This is a genomic window from Euzebyella saccharophila, from assembly GCF_014855495.1.
Taxonomy (GTDB): Bacteria; Bacteroidota; Bacteroidia; order Flavobacteriales; family Flavobacteriaceae; genus Euzebyella; species Euzebyella saccharophila.
On record NZ_JACYFJ010000006.1, the window covers coordinates 138,865 to 159,674 of the forward strand.

Genomic DNA, 20,810 nt, shown 5'->3' on the forward strand with positions numbered 1-20,810 from the left:
GTATAAAAATTTTTATGGATACAAAATTGACCTTAAAATTGAATGAGGAGGTGATTGCCAGAGCCAAGGCCTACGCTTCCAACAAAAAGATGAGTCTTTCTAGAATTGTTGAGGCATATTTGCAACATTTGACATCTGAAAAAGAAAACGCTGACTTTGAAATTTCTCCTTTTGTAAAAAGTATTGCAACGGGCACACAAATTCCATCTGATTTGGATTACAAAAAGGATTATGCAAATCATTTAAGCGATAAGTATAAATGATGAAAAGGGTATTTGTCGATACTAATATAATGCTCGATTTTTTAGGGGAACGTCAACCATTTTATGACGCGATTGCTAGAATGGCAACCTTGTCTGAGAAAGGTAAATTGCAAATGGTGGTATCTCCAATTTCTTTTGCAACTGTAAACTATTTTCTATCCAAATTTGAGAATGGGAATATCGCAAAGGAGAAGTTGAGGAAATTCAAAATTATCTGCGAAATCTGTACTTTGGGTGAGCGAACTATAGAAAAAGCGCTAAATTCTTCATTTAAAGACTTTGAAGACGCTTTGCAATATTTTGGGGCTACAGAGGCAGGTTGCGACGTAATTGTGACTAGGAATGGAAAGGATTTTAAAAAATCGTTGTTACCTGTAATGACCGCAGAAGAATATTTAAAGTCGATTGGTTAGTTTGAAGTGTTACCATCAATTAATCCAATATATCAAAAATCGCAACTGCTACTTTCCCCGTTTTGATGATGGTACTATCCTCGTAAAGGCTAGTCCAAGCAAAAACAAGTTGGTCTTCTACTAGCGTCATTTGCGGAAAGCCGGTTTTCCGTGAGGCGTCCAAAGCGGCTATGGTCATGGCAGCGGATTTCTTACCATCTTGGTGAACCCGCGTGGCTTTTATATAGGTGTTGTTATTAGAAGTTTCCATCCAACTGACTACGGCATTTTCTTCATTTAATAAAACCACATCTACACGGCCTAAGGGTTGGGGTCCACTTACTATAATGGGCATATCAAAATCTTTCCCGTTGTTTTGTGAAAAGCTTACTTTGACTTCCGGTTTGTCATTGGCAGCTGTGTACCATGCAACTACCAAAAGATTGTTCAAAGCTGATACTTTTGGTCCGTTTACGGGGCAACCATGAATTTTCCAGTGGTCATCAAAAATGGGTTTTGGTTCAGTCCATTTACCGTTTACCCTTCGGGTTATGACGATATCCCTAATTTCTTCATCACTGCGGTCTCGGTACAGCACTACCGGTCCGTTTTCGGTCATGGCAGCCGTGGTCTGGCAACAACTACAAGCTTTTGAATCGAGCAAAGTAGGCTCCGATACTTCTCCATTGGCAGAAACAATAGCAGAGCGAAGGGTCATATTCCCTTCATGGTGCTGATGGCCTTCCTGTTCTTTTTCATGGCCTTTTTTGGCTGTTTCCCTACCATCTAACCAAGTAAGAAAAAAGCTGTCAGTTTGATAGGGTAGGGCGGTAACAAAACCATGTTCCGTAGGGGTACCGTCTGTATGCAATTCGTTTTGTACCAACCATTTTTGCCCGTCTCGCTGACGTAATCTTAGATCGATGTCATAAGCAAAAGTGGCAGGTGCCGATTTCTTTAAGTAATGGGCCAGTAGGTTGCCATTATTTTCGGTAACCATAGGATAATCGGCCCAGTTCACGAACCAATTGCTTCCGGATACCACTTCGGAGGGTTGACTCCATTGTCCATTATCAAAGAAGGAAAATTTAAGTTTGCTGGTAGAATCGTTAATGGTTTCCACCCAAGAAAGCAAAGTTCTTTCCTTGCCGGTAAATAAGTGGGGCAATGCGGTGTTTTTTCCACCAGGAAAAGGAATCTCCGTTAGGATGTCATCTGTCGGTTTTTTAACTTCTTTTCTCTCTTCATTCTTGCAGGAAAGAAAAATTAATAATAGAAATGAAAGCAATAAAAGTAGCCGCTTTCTCATGTTCGTAAAAGTAACTCTTTCGTAAACGGAAAACTAGTTACCATCCGCCAGAAGCACCACCTCCGCCGAAGCCTCCTCCACCGAATCCGCCGCTAAATCCACCTCCGAAACTACCACCGGAACCTCCGCCAAACCCGCCAGAACCTGAACTTCTGCCCATGTTACTTAGGATAATCATATCCCAAATATCGAGTCCACCAGAACGTTTTCCACCGTTTCGGCCACCACCACGCTTATTTCGGTTGGAGAGAATGACCAAAATGATAAAAAATATGATAAAAGGAAGCAGGGCTTCAAAAGGAAAGCCTCTTTGGTTATCAAAGCTTCGGTCTTCCTTAAATTCACCGGTCAGCACTTGAAAAATAGCATCGGCACCTTTATCCAATCCACCATAGAAATCGGCATTTTTGAATTGGGGTACGATTACATTTTCGATGATACGTCTAGACATCGCATCGGTAAGGCTACCTTCTACTCCATACCCCGTATTGATGGCAATTCGCCTATCGTCTTTGGCCAATAAAATAAGTACACCATTGTCTTTTCCGGCTTGGCCAATACCCCATTCATGGCCCCATTGGGCACCCAGATAATTAATGTTTTCGCCTTTAGTACTGCTAATAATCGCTACTACAATCTGAGTTGAGGTACTATCTGAATACCGAATCAGTTTTTGTTCCAATGCCTTTTGCTGCCCTTGCTGCAACAAGTCTATATAATCGTAAACGCTGGTTTCCTTCGCAGGTTTTTCAGGAATTTCAAATTGCGCCTGAACCCACGAAAAGCAACACAGGAAGAGTAGAAAAAAGCTAGCCTTTTGAAATCTCATCACTAAGTTCGTTTTTATCATCCTGTTGCCAAGGAAAATGTACTTTCAGTTCGTGGCCGGCTTTTAATATACCTTCTACAAGGCCTTGTTTAAACTCCCTCTTTTTAAAGTGTGATTGAATGGTGTCTTTGGTACTGTCCCAAAAACCTTTAGGTACCACCTTGTCGATACCTTTATCCCCACAAATAGCGAATTTTCGATCATTCACGGCCACGTAAATGAGCACACCATTATGGTCTTGGGTATTGTCCATTTTTAATTGGTGAAATAACTCCTTGGCGCGCTCCATGGTTTCCTGTCGGGTGTGGGCTTCCAAATGCACCCTAATCTCGCCAGAAGTTCTGTTTTCTGCCTCGATAATGGCCTGCACCACCTCTTTTTCCTCTTCTGCCGTTAGAAAATCCTCTACTCGCGACATAGGCTAGTTAAACTCAAAGTTCACATCCGGTGCTTGCTCCGCACCTGCTTCTGCCTTAAAGTAAGCTAACTCATCAAAGTTGAAAATTCCGGCCAGTATTGAATTCGGGAATTTCTTGATATGAAGATTGTAGGGCTCTACGGTTGCATTGAAACGGTCGCGTGCCACATTAATTCGGTTCTCCGTTCCTTCTAACTGCGATTGCAACTCCAAAAAGTTTTGGTTCGCTTTTAAATCTGGGTACCGCTCCACGGTGACCAAAAGTTTGTTTAAAGCTCCACTTAGTCCGCTTTGCGCCTGATTGAACTGCGCTAATTGCTCAGGTGTAATGTTGGTAGGGTCAATATTGATGGAAGTGGCCTTGGCGCGGGCCTCAATGACCTCGGTCAAGGTGCTTCGCTCAAAATCTGCCGCTCCTTGAACGGTTTTTACCAAATTGCCAATAAGGTCGTTTCTGCGTTGGTAGGCACTTTCCACATTGGCCCAAGTTTTAGTTGAAGTTTCTTTAAGGGCTATGGCGGTGTTGTTAAAACCTACGGCCCACTGGTAAATACCAAATGCAATAACACCCAATACAATGAGGGCGATCAATCCTTTTTTCATGTTGCTAGTGTTTTAGAAAATTATAGTGAATAGTTAAGGTTTCGCAATGCGGATACTTTTTCTTTCAACCATAGGACGCCAAAAGAAAGATAAAGTTACAATTGCTCTTTTATTTTAACGAGCTCTGCCTTTATACGTTCCAATTTGTCTATGATTTCAAAATTGTCGAGGGTTTTTTGACGGTTCTCTTTCAAGTGTGTCTTGGCACCTTCCAAGGTGAACCCGCGCTCTTTTACCAAATGGTATATCAGCTTAAGATTGTCAATATCCTGAGGTGTAAACTTGCGATTGCCCTTGGCATTTTTTTTAGGCTTAATGGCGTCGAATTCTTTCTCCCAAAAACGGATCAAAGAAGTATTTACCCCAAAGGCCTTGGCCACTTCGCCAATTCCATAGTATCTTTTTTCAGGTAGTTCTATCTGCATTAATCGAGAGATTGATTTTCTTGTGCGGCGTATTTGAGCATGTTCTCAAATTCTTCTGCCGTTAAACTTCCGTAATAGAAATTAATGGGGTTGATGCGTTCTTCGTCCTTCCAAACTTCATAGTGCAAGTGAGGTGCTTCTGAACGGCCCGTATTGCCAACAAAGCCAATCAGGTCTCCACGTTTCACTTTTTGGCCCTTCCTCACATTGTACTTGCTTAAGTGACCGTACAGCGTTTTGTAGCCGTAACCGTGATCAATACGAATGTGCTTACCGTAACCGGAAGAACCATTATCTGCCCTAATCACTTTACCGTCTCCCGGAGCGTAAATAGGGGTGCCCTTGGGTGCGGAAAAATCCATGCCACGGTGCATTTTTCGCGCCTTCGTAAAAGGATCTGAACGCCACCCGAAACCGGAAGCCATTCTTTTTAAGTCCTCATTTTTTACCGGTTGTATGGCAGGTATGGCCATTAAAAGTTTTTCCTTTTCTTCGGCCAGTTTGGTAATCTCATCCAACGATTTGGACTGTATGGCCATTTGTTTTTTGATGATATCCAATCGCTTGGTTGTGGCAGTGATCATTTCTGAGTTGTTGAAGCCTTCCAAAGACTTATAGCGGTTCACCCCACCAAAACCGGCACGCCTTTGTTCCTCAGGAATAGGGTTGGCCTCGAAGTACAGACGGTAAATATTGTTGTCTCGATCTTCGATATTGGCCAGAACCTCTTCTATTTGCCCCATTTTACGATTCAGTAGTTCAAACTGTAACTCGTAATTCTTTACCTCACGCTGCAGGGATAGTTCCCTAGGAGTGTTGATGAGGTTGGTATTCATTAGAAGCACAAGGGAGAGCAATCCAAAGAGAAACGAACCCAATATAAATAAAGCGATGTTACGGTAGCGCCTTGATTTTTTGGGCTCTATTTTCCGGTACGAAAGCGTATCGGGATCGTAATAATACTTTACTTTAGACATGTATCTATTTTATCCTATTTTTGTGGCGTTTTGGCGTAACAAACAAATATAAAAATTGTTTTGTTTATAACGTTAAAATTACAAAAACCTTATAAATTCTTATGACTTCAAAAGAGACCCGAAAAAGATTTCTTCATTTTTTCGTTGATAAAGGACATAAAATCGTGCCTTCAGCGCCCATGGTAATCAAAGATGACCCAACGTTGATGTTTACCAATGCGGGCATGAATCAATTTAAGGAATTTTTTCTAGGGAATAGCATTGCCAAAAATACCCGTGTAGTCGATACCCAAAAATGTCTGCGTGTAAGTGGTAAACACAATGATTTGGAGGAAGTAGGGAAGGATACCTACCACCATACCATGTTCGAAATGCTGGGCAACTGGAGTTTTGGTGATTACTTTAAGCCTGAAGCCATCAAATGGTCTTGGGAACTGCTTACCGAAGTTTTTAAAATTGATAAGGATAGCCTCTATGTTTCGGTTTTTGAGGGAAGTGATGATGACGGACTTTCCCTAGATCAAGAAGCGTTTGATCTTTGGAAGACCATTGTGCCCGAAGATCGCATTATCATGGGTAATAAGAAGGATAACTTTTGGGAAATGGGCGATCAAGGGCCGTGCGGACCTTGTTCCGAAATTCACGTAGATATCCGCTCAGCGGAAGAAAAGGCGAAAATTTCAGGAGCATCCTTAGTAAATGCAGACCATCCTCAAGTGGTGGAAATCTGGAATTTGGTATTTATGCAGTATAACCGCAAAGCGGACGGCTCCCTAGAATCCCTACCTGCCAAACACGTAGATACAGGGATGGGTTTTGAACGTCTATGCATGGTCTTGCAAGGAGTTCAATCGAACTACGATACCGATGTTTTCAAACCGATTATTCGGGAAATAGAAACTATTACCAATCATAAATACGGAAAGAACGAAAAAACCGATATTGCCATAAGGGTGATTGCCGATCATATTCGTGCGGTTTCCTTTTCCATAGCAGACGGGCAATTGCCCAGTAACACAGGTGCTGGCTATGTCATTAGAAGAATTTTGAGGAGGGCCATTCGGTACGGATTCACCTTTTTAGACACCAAAGGTCCGTTTATGTACCGTTTGGTGAATGTACTTACCGATTCCATGGGAGAAGCCTTTCCGGAGTTGAAAGAACAAAAACAACTGATTGAGAACGTCATTAAGGAAGAAGAACATTCCTTTTTAAATACCTTGGAACAAGGTCTAGTGCTTTTAGATCAAGTAATCGCCAATTCTCAGGGTAAGGAAGTAGATGGGCGCAAGGCTTTTGAGCTCTATGATACGTACGGATTCCCCATAGATTTAACAGCTCTAATTTTATCCGAAAAAGGATATTCCTTAGATGAGGCTGGGTTCAATGAGGCCATGCAAGAACAGAAAAACAGGTCAAAATCGGCCTCTGAAGTTGCGAAGGAAGATTGGGTGGTTTTGTCCAATGACGTGGAACAGGAATTTGTGGGCTATGATACGCTCGAAGCCGATGTGCGCTTGGTGAAGTATCGTAAGGTGACTTCCAAAAAACAGGGCGAACAGTTTCAATTGGTTTTCAATCTTACCCCATTTTATGCCGAAGGAGGCGGTCAAGTAGGGGATAAGGGCTATTTGGAAGAATCTAATGGGGATGTAGTTTACATCATTGATACTAAAAAAGAAAACAATGAAATTGTACATTTTAGTAAAAGCCTTCCCAAAAATTTAAATGAAAGGTTAAAGGCCGTAGTAGATAAAAAACAGCGACAAAGAACCGAAGCTAATCACACGGCGACCCACTTGTTGCATCAGGCACTACGCGAAATTTTAGGTACCCATGTAGAACAAAAAGGCTCTGCGGTACATTCTAAATATTTGCGATTTGATTTCTCCCATTTTTCCAAATTAACGTCGGATGAGCTGAGGGAAGTCGAAAACTTTGTGAATGCCCGTATAGATGGTCAATTGCCTTTTGAAGAACGTCGCAATGTACCCATGAAAGAAGCAATGGAGTCAGGTGCCATGGCCCTCTTCGGAGAAAAATATGGTGATACGGTGCGTACGGTCAAGTTTGGTCAATCCATTGAATTATGTGGGGGAACTCACGTTAAAAACACGGCGGATATCTGGCATTTTAAAATCAGGTCAGAAGGTGCGGTGGCAGCAGGTATTCGAAGAATAGAAGCCATAACTTCCGATGCGGTCAAAGATTTTTACACCGAAAACCATCAGGTGCTTACCGAAATAAAAGATTTGTTGAACAATGCCCAAGATCCTGTAAAATCGGTTGCTTCTTTACAAGAGGAGAACTCCAGATTAAAAAAGGAAGTGGAGCAGTTGTTGAAGGACAAAGCCAAAAACCTGAAGGGCGAGTTGAAAGACGAGTTACAAGAAGTAAACGGAGTACAATTCCTGGCCAAAAAAGTAGACTTGGATGCTGCGGGTATTAAAGATCTGTCTTTTGAATTGGGAAGCAATATGGAGAACCTTTTCCTTTTGTTCGGTACTGAGCAAAATGGCAAGGCCTTATTGTCGTGCTACATTTCCAAAAACTTGGTAGCCGAAAAAGAACTGAATGCCGGGGCCATTGTTCGTGAATTGGGCAAATTCATTCAAGGTGGTGGAGGTGGTCAGCCTTTCTTTGCCACCGCGGGAGGTAAGAATCCGGCAGGGATAGAAGAGGCACTTAGCCAGGCCAAGACGTATATTTCCTAGAGACTTAAAAACATTACATATGACGAAAAAATTGATTTTGCTTCTTTTGGTTTTTTCGTCTTGTGTGGACAAAAAATATAATGGTTTTTCTTCACATGGGAATCAATCTAGGGCGAAGGATGAAATCTCCATTGAGGAAAAGAAGAGGATAGATAGTCTTTGGAAACGGGCGAACCGCGTTTCATTGTACTCACAAAAAAGACAATTGATTTTAGATTCCATTTTGGATATAAAACCAGATTCCGCCTATTTCTGGCATCAGAAGGCAATGCCCCTATACAAAGCTCGAAAATATTCATTAGGAAAACCCTATTTGGCAAAAGCTGTAAAATATGATTCTCTGCGTTGGCTTCCATATAGTGCATTTATGAAATGTCTGTTTTCTAAGGAATATAAAGAATCAATAGCCGAATTTTTGGAGGTAAAAAGAAAATATGGAGATAGCTACGTAATAGACCATACCTACAATTTTTATTTAGGATTGGATTACTTGCAATTGAATGAATTTGAAAAAGCTAAGGAGTTTCTGGAAAAAAGTAAGGAGCAACAATTCAAAGATTTTCCTAATGACCCGCCCCATGAAGCATGTCACTATATGGATTGGTTTTATTTAGGCGTCGTTTTTATGGAAATGGAGAATTTTGAGAAGGCCATCGAAAGCTTTGACAAAGCCCTAATGGTTTATGAAAAATTTGCTGATGCTCTGTATTATAAAGCTTCTTGCCATTATGCTTTGAGCGATTCGGAAAAAGCCAAGGCTTTTTTAAACCAGGCCAAGAAAGAATCGGACAATACCATCAATGAAGATCAGGTGGTCTACGAAGTTTACCCTTACCAGGTTTTTCATAAGTTAAGTCCGTTATCTAATTTGTATAAAGAGGAATAAATGAAACTCCAAACCCAAATTCCATTAAAAAAAGCAGATGTTCCCATTGACTATTACAGTCAAACACTACTGTTGGGAAGCTGTTTTTCAGAGAATATGGGAGAAAAGATGGCTTACCATCAATTTCAGCATTTGAGAAATCCCTTAGGCATTCTTTTTCACCCGCTGGCGATTGAAAATTTACTTAATAGGGCAAAAAATCTAGTTTCTTTTTCACCAGACGAACTCTTTGAACATAATGGGTTGTGGCACTCGTATGAGGCGCATTCTTCCCTTGATTCGGAGAAAAAAGAGAAGGTTTTAGGTCGACTCAATACTGCCGTTAAGGAAACCAATGATTTTCTAAAAACCGCAAGCCATGTAATTCTAACCTTGGGAACGGCTTGGGTGTATCGTCATAAAGATTCGGGGAAAGTGGTGGCCAATTGTCATAAAGTTCCTCAACGAGCATTTGATAAGGAGTTACTTTCAGTTGCTGAAATAGTTCAGAGTCTTGAAAATTGTATCCGATTGGTCCAGGAAGCTAACCCAGCTGTAGAAGTAATACTGACCGTTTCCCCTGTACGTCATTTAAAAGATGGTTTTGTGGAAAATCAGCGAAGCAAATCTCATTTAATTGCGGCCGTTCATGAAGTGATTTCAAAAAAAGCAGAAGAGAATTGCGGCGTTTCTTATTTTTCCAGTTATGAAATTCAGATGGATGAGCTACGGGATTATCGTTTTTATAAAGAGGATATGGTGCACCCAAACGCCATGGCAGTTTCCTATATCTGGGATAAATTTAAGGAAGTATGGATGGCAGAAGAGGTATATAAAACCATGGAGGAGGTTGCTCAAATTCAAAGAGGTTTGGCCCACAAACCTTTTCAACCTTTATCTGCAGAACATCTGAAGTTTAAAGAGAAACTACAAGAAAAAATAACCAAGCTAAAGGAAGGATTCCCCTTTATGGATTTTGCCTGATTTCTACCTCTTATATCCGGTTTTGGTACGCATATTGTTTTCTAAAAACGGAATCTATTGTAACTTCAATTTATGAAAAAGATACTTTTAGGAGCTCTTTTGGCCTTGGCCTGTGTTTTCGTTTTTAGGACTTGTACCGATGATAAGAACGAGAAAACCATTCTTCAAGAAAACTCCATGCTTATTCAGCAACAAATTGAAAATGTTTCCAAGTTAATCGTTACCGAAGGCCATTTTGCCGAAGTGTACAATTACAAGGATTCTAAAATGTTGTTTGGGCCTCTAATTTCAGCCGAAAAAAAAGCTTTGGTAGTGGTAAATGCCGATGTGACGGTGGCTTATGACCTAAGCAAAATTGAGTTTGAAGTAGACGAGGCTTCTAAAACCTTGTTCATCAAAACTATCCCGGAACCGGAAGTGAAAATCAATCCGGATTTTGAATACTACGATGTAACATCGGACTATCTCAATATGTTCGATGCTTCTGATTATAACAAAATCAGGAATAATGTAAGGGCCTCCCTACTGAATAAAATTGAGCAATCGTCATTAAATAAAAATGCTCAAAACCGTTTGTTGAGCGAGCTTCAAAAGTTTTACATCCTAACCAATTCAATGGATTGGAAACTGGTTTATAAAAACGAACCAGTGAACGAAAACCTACCGGAACTTATTTTTAAGGATTGATTTTTAAGGCAAAAATGTCTTTGCCCAAGTCATGTATTGTTCCCAATCATAATCCGTAACATCATGTTTTCCGGTTCGGATATGGTAGGCAACGGTATGTTGAACGGGCTGGTCTACAGCAGGTAATTCCGCTGTATCGATTCCGCTTTTTCCATATAATTTATATACGCTTGAGGCGTAGTGGGCAGAAAGAAATTCCCCTCTGGGATCGGCCCAAGTATCTTCTGCTGCACTGGCAACATAAAGCGGTCTGGGAGCAATCAAGGCCAATAGTTGATGCTGGTCTACCGGAAGGGTTCGTTCGTTGTTGTTGTATTTTTTGAAACTATCTGCAAACCAATGTGGGAAAGAAGTATTGATTCTTTCCACGGTTTCCCCAAATTTACGTTTGCTGAGCGCAGCCCCGCCACAACCGGAATTGTTACTAATAACACCTGCAAAGCGCTTGTCGGTTGCACCTGCCCAAAGGGCAGCCTTTCCTAGGCGGGAATGCCCAAATACGATTACATTGGAAATATTGGCATCATTTTCCAAGTAATCCATTGCCTTGCTTAAGCCAAAGGCCCAAGCAGAAATACTGCCCCATTCATTGGTTTTGGGTTGGGATTGTTCTTCGCGGTAGAATAATGGATGCACACCGTCATTAAAGTCATTTTTGTCCGGGTCCACTTCCCCATAATAGATAGTGGCCAATCCAAAACCATTATCAAGCATTTTTTCAATGGCCCATCGATGCGTACGGACACCCCTTGTTCTTTCCGAAGCTTTATGGTTCGTTATACCGAAGGCTTCATTATTTGCTACCCAGGCCTTGGTGATGGGTACTTCCGGATCATTGGTGACGGTATGGTTGCCGTAAAAGTTATATCCCAAGAAAACAGGCGCTGTTGGATTCTTTTTAGGGAGGTATATCAAAATGTTGTAAGTAACGCTCTTTTTGTTTTTCTTCAAAGTAATTGCTACCTGCTTTCTGCGAGCTTTGCCGTTATAGGCCTTATTATTTTCTTCAATGAGCTTATAGCTGTATTCATCCAATCTTCCAGGAACCTTGCCATACACCTGTTTTTCAAAAAACTGCAGTATTTCATAGCGTCTATTTTCCTCCCATTCTTTTTCAGTGGTAATCGGGTTTCCGCTAAAAGAAGTCATTAAATCCGGTAAGGTAAATTTAGGAACCTTGGTCTCATCGTAATTAGCATCTCCTTGCGCAAAGCCCATACAACTTATAATTATTAAAACGAGGCTGATTTGAATTTTCATTGGTCTATTGGGTAGGGTTGGTTTTTTAATTTATGAGCTGGTTGTTTTCTGAAAACTTTTGTCAACCAAATCGAGACCATCGTCAATTAAATGGCCCACTGTGGGTTTTTCAAGTTTTACGTTCTCTAGGTGTGCTTTTATTTCTTCAGCAAAATCTGTGTCGCCATTGGAAGTCGCCAATTCGTATAGCTCGACCGATAAAAGCCAATCGGTAGGGAAGTTTTCCTTGACTTCCTCAAAGACTTTGTGTCTAGAGATGGTTTTGTTTTTACCTTCCCTAAAATGTCTTACTTGTTCATAAAAGGATTCTAACTGCGTTTGCTTGTGATCTTCTTTGTTTTTAGGCGGAGTGGCCGATAATTCATGACTGCTGAGGTCAAAACTTTGCAAATCGGCTATACCATGAAAGGCAGAAACGACTTCTTGGCCCACGGCCATGCTATAAAGTTCATCTTGCGATTCAAAAAGTGTTCTGTCTTCGTGTTTTACGATACAGTTTTTAAAGGTCACTAAGATAATTTCACCCTGAAGGTTTCTTGTACCAGTGATAATTTCACCTGAAATAGTGATATGACCTTCAAACTCTAAACTAACTGTTTGCCCTTCAAAAATGTTATAGGCTTTCAGGTCTCTTGGGCTCATGTCCTCAATGGCAATATTGATGCCTTTTAACTTTCCTAAGGGCGAGCCGAAGCCATTGTAATGCCTTTTGGTACTGTGACCTACCAATTCTTTCTCGCGGAAGGATAAGGCTGTTTTTCCTTTGGTCTGAAAGTAAACCGGTTTCCCATTGTGCTCAATAACACTTTCGAAATTTCCGGATATCTGAAGTCCTGTGCTCAGTTCAATCGTACCCAATTCTTTGGAGTCGATCAATTTTTTAATTCCCAATAACCCTCCCGTTCTTAAGGCCATGGTATTGGCAAAATCCTCTAAAACCTGACTTAAAAAAGCGAAATTGGGGGTGACAAATAGTTGGGGTTGGGGTTGGGTGATATCAAAGGAGGTATACGCCGCCTCAATGGAGTAGGGTACTTTCTTAACTTTATCCGTCATACACCAGGCACTTTCCCCAATGGAAGAAAGTAGTCCCGCGCCATAGATTTGAGGTCGTTCCACTTCTCCAATGAGACCATATTCTACCGTCCACCAATGCAGATTTCGAATAAGGGCCATTTCACTTGGTTCGCCCATATTCTGCTGTAGCTTATCAATTTTTTGTTCGGCGTCCTTAATTTCTTTTTGCTGAGTATCGGCAGCTTCCTTTATGATGGATAGATGCCTAACGGCCTCGTAGAGTTCATAATCCTTGGCATTTGAAATGGCCTTACAACCTATTTCCCCAAAGCGTCTGAGATATTCGGAATATTCGGGATTAGCGATAATAGGTGCATGTCCCGCACCTTCATGAATAATATCCGGTGCAGGGGTGTATTCTATATGTTCAAGCTGGCGAATGTCTGAAGCAATCACAAGCACATTGTACGCCTGAAATTCCATAAAAGCAGCCGGAGGAATAAAACCATCTACAGCCACCGCCGCCCAACCAATTTCCTTCAAAATTCGGTTCATACCGTACATATTTGGAATATGGTCAATGGAAATACCTGTCTTTTTCAATCCCTCTAAATAACTGCTGTGCGCAACTTTACTAAGATAATCGACATTTTTGCGCATTACATAACGCCATACTGCCTGATTAATGGCCGTATAGTCGCTATAATTCTGAGGTTTGATATACTGCCTCAAATGTTTGGGCAGCTTGTCTAAAACAGGATTGCTTTCATAGGTCATATGAACGGTCTTTACACAAATTTACAAAATGCGGATTTACTTATTTATTGAATTTTTTTCACACAAAAATGCCCTTCAAGTGAAGGGCATTTTTAAAATACGTAACTCTAATTATCTTGCGGCCACTGTGTTTGGTGGATATTGCATCAAGATTTCAGATACAAATTCTCTAATACGTTCTTCTTTCTTCTCAATATTGGCAATGTTACCTAGATTGCCAACACCTTTTCCTTGCCAAACCAGTTCTTTACTATTCGCATCTATAAGGTCAATATACAAAGAGCCTTCCGTGCGGGTGCTAACATTGTTGCCTCCCCAGCCAGGTCCCCATCCGGCACCCCAGTAATAAGGGCTCCATCCCCAACCGAAGCCTCCGCCCCAGTAATTGTTATAAATATCAACCTGTTCTTTTTCCTTTGTAAAAATACTCACCAGGATATCGGGGTTTTCAGACTTTACAAATCCTCTTTTGGACATTTCAGATTCTATAGCTCTTAAAATTCTCTTCTTGTCCAAATCTGAAATTTGTGCCTTGTCTATCCCTGTTTTATAAAACGCATAGGACTTATAGGTATTAAAATCTGCTTCCCTATCATAATCAGATAATACTTGCACTGAAGAACAAGAACTTAGAAACAGCAAAACCAATAAGGGAGCAACTAAAAATTTAATCTTTTTCATAACATTAATTGTTTGGAGTTAAGGAACAATTTTCTTTTAAAACAGGCTCAAAAATCATGCCGAAAGAAATAAAAGTCAACCGCCTTTTGTAATATCAAAACCATAAGGGCAGTGTCTACAACCACTTTCGCAGCAATACCCCCGTTTTAGATGATATTTTTCGGTAAATACCCTATATCCTTCTTTGGAGAAATAGAAATCTCCATCCTCAACCGGAATTATTTTCTTCATTTTAATCAAATAAAGTCGATGAAAGCACTTTTATAAAAAGATTTCTTAACCCTTTAAATAGGAAATGTCCACAATCGTCTTTGCAAATTTAAGTTACTGGATTTTTATGGAAATGCCCCAAAATTAACATCATAGACAGGTAGGTCATCGTTTTTTATGGTGATTTTAACGAATGATTACAATCTTCGACCGTAGTTTTGTGTTTGGTAAAAAACTGAATCTTTTACAATTATAGGTAGGGGAATTCGTTTAAACAGTGATATGATTCTAGTCTTTAGACATTTCTTTTATAAAAATTACGTGGGCCTATCTCTTTGGCCCTTTATTTTTATAAAGCATCATGGTTTAAAGGAAGATATGGTCCTCATTAACCACGAACGCATTCATTTGAGACAGCAGTTGGAATTGTTGGTGGTTTTCTTCTATATTTTTTACATCGCCGAATGGCTCATAAGAACAGTTATGTATTTTGATAGTTATAAAGCCTATCAAAACATAAGTTTTGAGCGAGAGGCGTATGAGAACGAAAAGAATCTAGACTATACGTCAGAACGCAGGGCTTTTAGTTTTATTAAATACCTTTGGGCTTCCTAAACGCCCAAGTGAAAGCCGAAAATCAAGAAATACATTTACCTCCATTAAAAAAGGCAAAGGTATCCCTGTGGATTAAAAGGGAAGACTTACTACATCCACAAATTTCGGGGAACAAATACCGAAAGCTTAAATACAACATTTTAGAAGCCCAGAAGAAAAGGGTTAAGAGACTTTTGACTTTTGGAGGGGCTTTTTCCAATCACATTGCAGCCACGGCTTATGCCGGAAAGTTATATGGTTTAAGTACAGTTGGGGTCATTCGGGGTGAAGAATTGGCCAGTTCATGGAGGGAAAATCCAACATTGATGCAGGCATATGAGAATGGAATGGAATTCAAGTTTGTGAGCAGACAGCAATTCCGTTTAAAAAATGAACCGGAATTTATTGAGAAATTGAAGTCGGAATTCGGTGCGTTTTATTTGCTTCCAGAAGGCGGTACCAACCCCTTGGCGATCAAAGGTTGTGAAGAGATTATTTCCGATGCGGATAGGGATTACGATTATATCTGTGTAGCGGTTGGCACTGGGGGCACTATTTCCGGTATGAGCAACGCGGCATTTTCCCATCAAAAGGTTTTAGGGTTTCCGGCCCTTAAAGGCAATTTTTTACAAGAAGATATTTGTAAATTTGCGCCAAGGGAAAATTGGAAACTTATTGAAAACTACCATTTTGGGGGCTACGCCAAAGTAGATGAAAACTTGGTAAACTTTATAAATGATTTCAAAAAGGAGACTGAAATTCCCCTAGATCCCATTTATACGGGGAAGATGATGTACGGTATTTTAGATATGGTCAATAAAGGGTTTTTTAGGGAAAACTCACGAATACTGGCCGTTCATACCGGCGGACTTCAAGGTATAAAGGGAATGAACGAGAACTTGAAAAAGAAAAACCTTCCATTGCTATGCGTTTAATACGTAGACTGCTGCCATTGGCCTTAATGGCGATTTTTTTTGTTGGATGTAAAACCAAGCGAACCGTTTCACAACGTACCCATCGTGAAAAACCCCGCCCAACGGTTGTAGCGAGTAAGAAGGAAGAAAAAAAGAAGGATGATGGCTTGTATCCCATGCCGGAGGATACCGGGGAGTTTATTCGGTTTGATATCAATTCGCCCCAAGAATATGTGGAAACTTTCGCTGAAATAGCTCAAATGGAAATGAAGGCATATGGTATTCCTGCGAGTATTACGTTGGCCCAAGGGTTATTGGAAAGTGGTATTGGAAAAGGGGAATTGGCCATGAAGACCAATAACCATTTTGGTATCAAGTGCCACACCGGTTGGCAAGGCGATTATGATTTTCATGACGATGACGAAAAAGGAGAATGTTTTCGCAAATACAATCACCCCATGTATTCCTATCGCGACCACAGTATCTTTTTGAAAAACAGGTCTCGTTACGCCTTTTTGTTCGATTATGCCTCTGATGACTATAAAAGATGGGCAAGAGGGCTACGAAAAGCGGGTTATGCAACGGACAGACGCTATCCTGAAAAGCTAATTGCACTTATTGAGCGTCACCAATTGTTCAATTATGACAAGTCCGTCATTGCAGAAGGTTATGGTAAAAAAAGTATAGAACCGGTAATTGCTAAGGCTAAAAATGATTACCATGTGGTACAGCCCGGCGATACTCTGTATTCCCTAAGCAAAAAATACGCCGTTTCTGTGGATGATTTAATGCGTTGGAATTATATGTACAACACGGATCTTGCCGTGGGGCAAAAATTGACCGTTAAGACGGAAACCTACAATAAATAGTAAGATACTTTCTCGTTGAAAAAGTATTTAAAAATCCATTAAAATTTCTCAAACCTTTATGATCTATCAAAGAAGTAGTGCCCTATTCAAAGAAGCCCAAAAAGTAATTCCTGGTGGAGTGAATTCCCCAGTAAGGGCTTTTAAGGCCGTAGGAGGAGACCCTATTTTCGTCAAAGAAGCAAAAGGAGCTTATCTGTTTGATGAAGACGGTAACCAATTGATTGATTTTATTGCTTCTTGGGGACCCTTAATTTTAGGTCATGCCTACGAACCGGTTATCAATGCCGTAGTTGCTAAGGCGAAAAAAGGTACTTCTTTTGGTATGCCTACGGAAATTGAAACCCATTTGGCCAAATTGGCCGTTTCCATGGTTCCTAATATTGATAAAATCCGATTTGTAAATAGTGGTACCGAGGCTTGTATGAGTGCAGTTAGGCTCGCTCGTGGATACACGGGAAAGGATAAAATCATCAAATTTGCCGGATGTTATCATGGACATTCTGATTCGTTTTTAATTCAAGCAGGTAGCGGAGCGGTCACTTTTGGGTCACCTAATAGTCCCGGTGTTACCCAAGGCACGGCCAAAGATACGTTGTTGGCGAATTACAATGATTTGGTAGGGGTTGAAGAATTGGTAAAGGCCAATGAAGGGGAAATTGCGGCTATTATAATTGAACCCGTCGCTGGCAATATGGGGTGTATTGTTCCTACGGATGAATTTATTCAGGGATTGAGGAAGCTGTGTACTGAAAAAGGGATTCTCCTCATTTTTGACGAGGTGATGACCGGTTTCCGTTTAGGAAAGGGTGGGGCTCAAGAGGCCTTGGGAATGGATGCGGATATACTTTGTTTTGGAAAAGTAATTGGTGGAGGTTTGCCGGTGGGCGCCTTTGCCTCTAGGGCCGAAATCATGTCGCACTTGGCTCCTGAAGGTCCGGTGTACCAAGCTGGCACTCTAAGTGGAAATCCTTTGGCCATGGCCGCAGGCTTGGCCATGTTAACGGAGCTTGATAACCATCCTGAAGTATTTGAAAGCTTGGCCAAAAAAACGGAATACCTACATGAAGGTTTTCAAAAGGTTTTGGATAAAAAAGGCATCGCTTACCAGATCAACCGATTCGGGAGTATGATTTCCGTTCATTTTACAGATGAACCTGTGGTTGATTTCAACTCTTCGGCAAAGGGAAACAATGAAACTTTTAAAAAGTTTTTTCACGGAATGCTGGACCAAGGTATTTATTTGCCTCCAAGTGCATTTGAGAGCTACTTTTTAAACGATGCCCTTAGCTATGAGGATTTGGATACCACCATTGCGGCATTAGACTCCTTGGATTTATAATCTAATAAGGCCCGGAAATCTTGAGGTAGTCCATAACTGCTTGATTGCCATTTAAAGCATTGGATGGCATGGGATTGGCTTCGGAAAAGACTTTTAGTTGGTCGGCTTCTAAAACTTTTATAAAGTCTTCTTGGTAGCCATCATCATAGGGCACATTGCCTATACGTAGGTTGAGGTGGTGACCAAAAAAGTTGTAAACGGCGGCCCTTTTGGAATATCCGTAATCGTGTTTTTCAAGGGGAAGATGCACATTTTCGGCTTTGTGTTGGGCATCGTACAAGCTGTAGACCCTCTGAATGTATGGGAATTCCACTCTCGGAGTATTGCGGGTCCAATCCGCTCCATCGGAAACCACTAACAGAGGTCTTGGGGCGCAAAGGGCGGCAATCTCTACATTGCTGGTTTGATGATCTTCACTTTTGTGGATGGGCATGCCACTTTCACAAACGCATCCTCCAAAAAAATGTGCCGAAACCTGTACTACCGGTGCCGATGCCTTGATCCGGTCGTCAATTGCCGTTAGAACAAAAGTTTGGGTTCCTCCTCCGGAACCACCGGTCATCCCAATTCGTTCAGGGTCTACTTCAGGTAAGGACAATAGGTAGTCCAAAATCCGTTGGCTGTTATAGGTCTGTAGCAACAGCGCAATAGGCATTTTGTGCTCTACCTGTATACTTTCCCCATAGCCTACCATATCATAGGCGAAAACAATAGCGCCCATTTTGGCCAAAACCCCCGCTCTTTTTTGCATATAATGCGTAAACCTCTTATTGGCCAGATGACCATGTGGTGAAAGAATGGCGGCATAGGAACTTCGCTCCTCGGTAGGGCGATATAGATTTCCGGTGATGTAAAAACCTGGGAAGCTCTCAATGGCTATATTCTCAATGGTGTAGCCGTCCATTACCTTTTTATCCCTTAAAATGGCATTGAAATCACCCTTTATTTTGGGCATCTTATCCAATTGCATGCCTTCGATTATTCCTTTTTTGATGGTCTGTGCCCTTGCCTCCCAAGATGCTTTGTCATTCCATTTTAAAGCGAATTCCTTCAACATGAGATTGCCCTCATCTTCCGTCCAATAGCGGCCTACACATAGCATATTGTCTTGAGCGATAAGTTGGAAGGGTGCCATAAAAAGGAGGATCAATAAAAGGTATGTCGGTCGGGTCATTTGTGGTAGTTTTATAATTGAGTGTTGCTGATGAAGGCGATGTATTTACCGTCTGGAGACCAGCTAGGAACATTAATGGTTCCTTGGCCTCCGTAGAGATAGGCGATAACTTTTATGGGACCTCCGTTAATAGGCATACTTCTTAAATATACTTGCTTGTAAAAAGGATGGTCACCTGCCGGTACTTCTGGCATGTAGGAAATAAAGACGATACTCTTTCCATTTGGTGAAATATGGGGAAACCAATTTTGATAGGCGTCTTGGGTCAATTGTTCTTGTTTACTGCCATCCGGAAGCATACGCCAAAGCTCCATGGAGCCTGTTCTTGCTGAGTTGAAGTAGATATACTTTCCGTCGGGGCTGTATTCTGACCCGTCGTCCAAGGTAGTTTGTTGGGTAAGTTGAATTTCTTTGCCGCTGCCGTCCGTAGGAATTTTATATATATCGTAAACCCCGTTTCTGCCACCGGTATAGGTAAGCCATTTGCCATCGGGAGACCAACCGTGCAAATAACTGGGGCCAATGGGAGTAATCCTTTTTGGGGTTCCGCCCTCCACAGGAACTGTATAAATAAGGGAGCCGTATTCCTCTTCTCCACTTGCACTGCTAATTCCTAACATTTTACCATCAAAGGAGAGTACATGGTCGTTATTGTTGCTTTGTACAAAATCGGTATTTAGTTTTTCAATCTCGCCGGATTCCAGGTCGTACTTAAAAAGGAGACCTTCGGAATTGTAAATCAACGTTTTACTGTCCGGCGTCCAATTAGGAGCTTGAATGGAATTGGTTACCGAATGTAGAATTTTTCGTTTTCCGGTCTTAACGTTCATAATTTCAAGGTGGCTTCCTAAATAGTCGCGATAAGGAACCAATTCTTTTGGGGCAGGTATGACAATGCGTGTGTTTTCAAATAGTGCCTTTTCCACCACATTTTCTTCATGGGAGCAAACAAAAAGGCCAGTAAGCATTTCTTCCGAGAATTGTAAATGCGGGAGTTCTACCGTCCAAAAAGGGTCGCCCGATTTAGCCACACTCATTAGAAAACTTCCGCTTCGTCTTTCGAGCTGAATTATCTGAGGATGTTTTATAGGAGAAAGTATTTCTTCTACTTGTCCCCCTTTTTCCTTTCGGTACTGCAGCGATGTGAGTCCGTCACCATGAACTGTTGCACAGACCATGGCGGCATCGGTATCTGTGGATTCTCTAACCATCCAGCCCATTTTTCTATGCGGATTTACCCCTTCACCAATAAATTTGGCTCGAGTTCTTAGAATAAAGTTTCCGGAAGTCTTTTTGTAAGCAAATTGAAACTCATCCTTGTCGAACCAAATATTGGCACCTGCACCGGAAATTTCAAATATTTGCTCGTTTCCATCGTACGTTGTGGTTCCTGTTTTATGTACTGCGCCAATATCTTGGGAATTGGTGAAAATACCCATGGTTTTTTGGCCATGAACTCCCGATGAAATAACTACTAGGAGCCATAATACCCAATTTCGTTTCATAGAG

Annotated in this window: 22 protein-coding genes; 10 read left to right on the forward strand and 12 right to left on the reverse strand. The window is 41.2% G+C overall.

What is annotated here, in order from left to right; all coding sequences use genetic code 11:
- Nucleotides 1–14: 14 nt before the first annotated feature.
- Nucleotides 15–263, forward strand: coding sequence for a DUF6364 family protein (locus tag IL355_RS16375; RefSeq protein WP_192463190.1), 249 nt, complete (start codon nt 15–17; stop codon nt 261–263).
- Entirely contained in the window at nt 260–676 is a 417-nt protein-coding gene (locus IL355_RS16380; RefSeq protein WP_192463191.1) for a type II toxin-antitoxin system VapC family toxin, read from the forward strand. The genes IL355_RS16375 and IL355_RS16380 overlap by 4 nt, the downstream gene beginning before the upstream one ends.
- A 19-nt stretch (nt 677–695) precedes the next feature.
- Here IL355_RS16380 and IL355_RS16385 read toward each other — a convergent pair whose 3' ends face one another.
- The 6 genes from IL355_RS16385 to IL355_RS16410 form a co-directional block, all read right to left on the reverse strand.
- The gene (locus IL355_RS16385; RefSeq protein WP_192463192.1) at nt 696–1,964 is read right to left on the reverse strand and encodes a hypothetical protein; all 1,269 of its coding nucleotides are present in this window, start codon (nt 1,962–1,964) and stop codon (nt 696–698) included.
- A gap of 37 nt (nt 1,965–2,001) precedes the next feature.
- A complete protein-coding gene (locus IL355_RS16390) occupies nt 2,002–2,793 on the reverse strand; it encodes a TPM domain-containing protein (protein WP_192463193.1) in 792 nt (263 codons plus the stop codon).
- Complete coding sequence (locus tag IL355_RS16395) at nt 2,774–3,211, reverse strand: TPM domain-containing protein (protein WP_192463194.1); 438 nt, start codon at nt 3,209–3,211, stop codon at nt 2,774–2,776. Before IL355_RS16395 ends, IL355_RS16390 begins: the two co-directional genes overlap by 20 nt.
- A gap of 3 nt (nt 3,212–3,214) precedes the next feature.
- Nucleotides 3,215–3,814: a LemA family protein gene (locus tag IL355_RS16400; protein ID WP_187458360.1), complete on the reverse strand. Its 600-nt coding sequence runs from the start codon at nt 3,812–3,814 to the stop codon at nt 3,215–3,217.
- 95 nt (nt 3,815–3,909) lie between these two features.
- On the reverse strand, nt 3,910–4,239 hold the full coding sequence (locus IL355_RS16405; RefSeq protein ID WP_192463195.1) for a MerR family transcriptional regulator: 330 nt from the start codon (nt 4,237–4,239) through the stop codon (nt 3,910–3,912).
- The gene (locus IL355_RS16410; RefSeq protein ID WP_192463196.1) at nt 4,239–5,216 is read right to left on the reverse strand and encodes a M23 family metallopeptidase; all 978 of its coding nucleotides are present in this window, start codon (nt 5,214–5,216) and stop codon (nt 4,239–4,241) included. Before IL355_RS16410 ends, IL355_RS16405 begins: the two co-directional genes overlap by 1 nt.
- Nucleotides 5,217–5,317: 101 nt before the next feature.
- On the opposite strand from IL355_RS16410, the gene alaS reads away from it, so the two are divergent.
- From alaS to IL355_RS16430, 4 genes are all read left to right on the forward strand, one after another.
- On the forward strand, nt 5,318–7,930 hold the full coding sequence (gene alaS, locus IL355_RS16415) for an alanine--tRNA ligase (RefSeq protein WP_192463197.1): 2,613 nt from the start codon (nt 5,318–5,320) through the stop codon (nt 7,928–7,930).
- A 19-nt stretch (nt 7,931–7,949) separates the two neighbouring features.
- Nucleotides 7,950–8,816: a tetratricopeptide repeat protein gene (locus tag IL355_RS16420; RefSeq protein WP_192463198.1), complete on the forward strand. Its 867-nt coding sequence runs from the start codon at nt 7,950–7,952 to the stop codon at nt 8,814–8,816.
- On the forward strand, nt 8,817–9,779 hold the full coding sequence (locus tag IL355_RS16425; RefSeq protein WP_192463199.1) for a GSCFA domain-containing protein: 963 nt from the start codon (nt 8,817–8,819) through the stop codon (nt 9,777–9,779). It begins immediately after the preceding gene.
- A 72-nt stretch (nt 9,780–9,851) separates the two neighbouring features.
- Entirely contained in the window at nt 9,852–10,466 is a 615-nt protein-coding gene (locus tag IL355_RS16430) for a DUF4230 domain-containing protein (RefSeq protein ID WP_192463200.1), read from the forward strand.
- Between the two features lie 3 nt (nt 10,467–10,469).
- Here the strand turns inward: IL355_RS16430 and IL355_RS16435 are convergent, their stop codons facing one another.
- The 4 genes from IL355_RS16435 to IL355_RS16450 form a co-directional block, all read right to left on the reverse strand.
- Entirely contained in the window at nt 10,470–11,684 is a 1,215-nt protein-coding gene (locus IL355_RS16435; RefSeq protein ID WP_192463201.1) for a glucuronyl esterase domain-containing protein, read from the reverse strand.
- Between the two features lie 72 nt (nt 11,685–11,756).
- Nucleotides 11,757–13,520: an aromatic amino acid hydroxylase gene (locus IL355_RS16440; protein ID WP_192463202.1), complete on the reverse strand. Its 1,764-nt coding sequence runs from the start codon at nt 13,518–13,520 to the stop codon at nt 11,757–11,759.
- Nucleotides 13,521–13,631: 111 nt separating this feature from the next.
- The gene (locus IL355_RS16445; protein ID WP_192463203.1) at nt 13,632–14,201 is read right to left on the reverse strand and encodes a DUF4136 domain-containing protein; all 570 of its coding nucleotides are present in this window, start codon (nt 14,199–14,201) and stop codon (nt 13,632–13,634) included.
- Between the two features lie 75 nt (nt 14,202–14,276).
- Nucleotides 14,277–14,432 carry a DUF5522 domain-containing protein gene (locus IL355_RS16450; protein ID WP_192463204.1) on the reverse strand — a complete coding sequence of 52 codons (156 nt, stop codon included), beginning with the start codon at nt 14,430–14,432 and terminating at the stop codon, nt 14,277–14,279.
- A 261-nt stretch (nt 14,433–14,693) separates the two neighbouring features.
- Between IL355_RS16450 and IL355_RS16455 the strand changes: the two genes are divergently transcribed.
- Genes IL355_RS16455 through hemL form a run of 4 tightly spaced genes read left to right on the forward strand, consistent with a single transcriptional unit; the run spans nt 14,694 to nt 18,127 of the window.
- On the forward strand, nt 14,694–15,026 hold the full coding sequence (locus IL355_RS16455) for a hypothetical protein (protein WP_192463205.1): 333 nt from the start codon (nt 14,694–14,696) through the stop codon (nt 15,024–15,026).
- 8 nt (nt 15,027–15,034) lie between these two features.
- Nucleotides 15,035–15,940 (forward strand): 1-aminocyclopropane-1-carboxylate deaminase/D-cysteine desulfhydrase, encoded by a 906-nt coding sequence (locus IL355_RS16460; RefSeq protein ID WP_192463206.1) that lies wholly within the window; start codon nt 15,035–15,037, stop codon nt 15,938–15,940.
- Entirely contained in the window at nt 15,931–16,788 is an 858-nt protein-coding gene (locus IL355_RS16465; RefSeq protein WP_192463207.1) for a glucosaminidase domain-containing protein, read from the forward strand. Before IL355_RS16460 ends, IL355_RS16465 begins: the two co-directional genes overlap by 10 nt.
- Before the next feature lie 58 nt (nt 16,789–16,846).
- On the forward strand, nt 16,847–18,127 hold the full coding sequence (hemL, locus tag IL355_RS16470; RefSeq protein WP_192463208.1) for a glutamate-1-semialdehyde 2,1-aminomutase: 1,281 nt from the start codon (nt 16,847–16,849) through the stop codon (nt 18,125–18,127).
- Between the two features lies 1 nt (nt 18,128).
- Here hemL and IL355_RS16475 read toward each other — a convergent pair whose 3' ends face one another.
- The gene (locus IL355_RS16475) at nt 18,129–19,301 is read right to left on the reverse strand and encodes an alpha/beta hydrolase (protein WP_192463209.1); all 1,173 of its coding nucleotides are present in this window, start codon (nt 19,299–19,301) and stop codon (nt 18,129–18,131) included.
- An 11-nt stretch (nt 19,302–19,312) separates the two neighbouring features.
- Nucleotides 19,313–20,806 (reverse strand): TolB family protein, encoded by a 1,494-nt coding sequence (locus tag IL355_RS16480; protein WP_192463210.1) that lies wholly within the window; start codon nt 20,804–20,806, stop codon nt 19,313–19,315.
- Nucleotides 20,807–20,810 lie beyond the last annotated feature (4 nt).

Excerpts from the sequence above, each read along its gene's own strand:
- IL355_RS16430 (WP_192463200.1), top strand. The coding sequence starts at position 9,852 with ATGAAAAAGATACTTTTAGGAGCTCTTTTGGCCTTGGCCTGTGTTTTC.
- IL355_RS16390 (WP_192463193.1), bottom strand. The coding sequence starts at position 2,793 with ATGAGATTTCAAAAGGCTAGCTTTTTTCTACTCTTCCTGTGTTGCTTT.
- IL355_RS16450 (WP_192463204.1), bottom strand. The coding sequence starts at position 14,432 with ATGAAGAAAATAATTCCGGTTGAGGATGGAGATTTCTATTTCTCCAAA.
- IL355_RS16375 (WP_192463190.1), top strand. The coding sequence starts at position 15 with ATGGATACAAAATTGACCTTAAAATTGAATGAGGAGGTGATTGCCAGA.
- IL355_RS16480 (WP_192463210.1), bottom strand. The coding sequence starts at position 20,806 with ATGAAACGAAATTGGGTATTATGGCTCCTAGTAGTTATTTCATCGGGA.
- IL355_RS16435 (WP_192463201.1), bottom strand. The coding sequence starts at position 11,684 with ATGGGCTTTGCGCAAGGAGATGCTAATTACGATGAGACCAAGGTTCCT.
- IL355_RS16465 (WP_192463207.1), top strand. The coding sequence starts at position 15,931 with ATGCGTTTAATACGTAGACTGCTGCCATTGGCCTTAATGGCGATTTTT.
- IL355_RS16455 (WP_192463205.1), top strand. The coding sequence starts at position 14,694 with ATGATTCTAGTCTTTAGACATTTCTTTTATAAAAATTACGTGGGCCTA.
- alaS (WP_192463197.1), top strand. The coding sequence starts at position 5,318 with ATGACTTCAAAAGAGACCCGAAAAAGATTTCTTCATTTTTTCGTTGAT.
- hemL (WP_192463208.1), top strand. The coding sequence starts at position 16,847 with ATGATCTATCAAAGAAGTAGTGCCCTATTCAAAGAAGCCCAAAAAGTA.
- IL355_RS16395 (WP_192463194.1), bottom strand. The coding sequence starts at position 3,211 with ATGTCGCGAGTAGAGGATTTTCTAACGGCAGAAGAGGAAAAAGAGGTG.
- IL355_RS16445 (WP_192463203.1), bottom strand. The coding sequence starts at position 14,201 with ATGAAAAAGATTAAATTTTTAGTTGCTCCCTTATTGGTTTTGCTGTTT.
- IL355_RS16400 (WP_187458360.1), bottom strand. The coding sequence starts at position 3,814 with ATGAAAAAAGGATTGATCGCCCTCATTGTATTGGGTGTTATTGCATTT.
- IL355_RS16385 (WP_192463192.1), bottom strand. The coding sequence starts at position 1,964 with ATGAGAAAGCGGCTACTTTTATTGCTTTCATTTCTATTATTAATTTTT.
- IL355_RS16410 (WP_192463196.1), bottom strand. The coding sequence starts at position 5,216 with ATGTCTAAAGTAAAGTATTATTACGATCCCGATACGCTTTCGTACCGG.
- IL355_RS16425 (WP_192463199.1), top strand. The coding sequence starts at position 8,817 with ATGAAACTCCAAACCCAAATTCCATTAAAAAAAGCAGATGTTCCCATT.
- IL355_RS16380 (WP_192463191.1), top strand. The coding sequence starts at position 260 with ATGATGAAAAGGGTATTTGTCGATACTAATATAATGCTCGATTTTTTA.
- IL355_RS16475 (WP_192463209.1), bottom strand. The coding sequence starts at position 19,301 with ATGACCCGACCGACATACCTTTTATTGATCCTCCTTTTTATGGCACCC.
- IL355_RS16440 (WP_192463202.1), bottom strand. The coding sequence starts at position 13,520 with ATGACCTATGAAAGCAATCCTGTTTTAGACAAGCTGCCCAAACATTTG.
- IL355_RS16405 (WP_192463195.1), bottom strand. The coding sequence starts at position 4,239 with ATGCAGATAGAACTACCTGAAAAAAGATACTATGGAATTGGCGAAGTG.
- IL355_RS16420 (WP_192463198.1), top strand. The coding sequence starts at position 7,950 with ATGACGAAAAAATTGATTTTGCTTCTTTTGGTTTTTTCGTCTTGTGTG.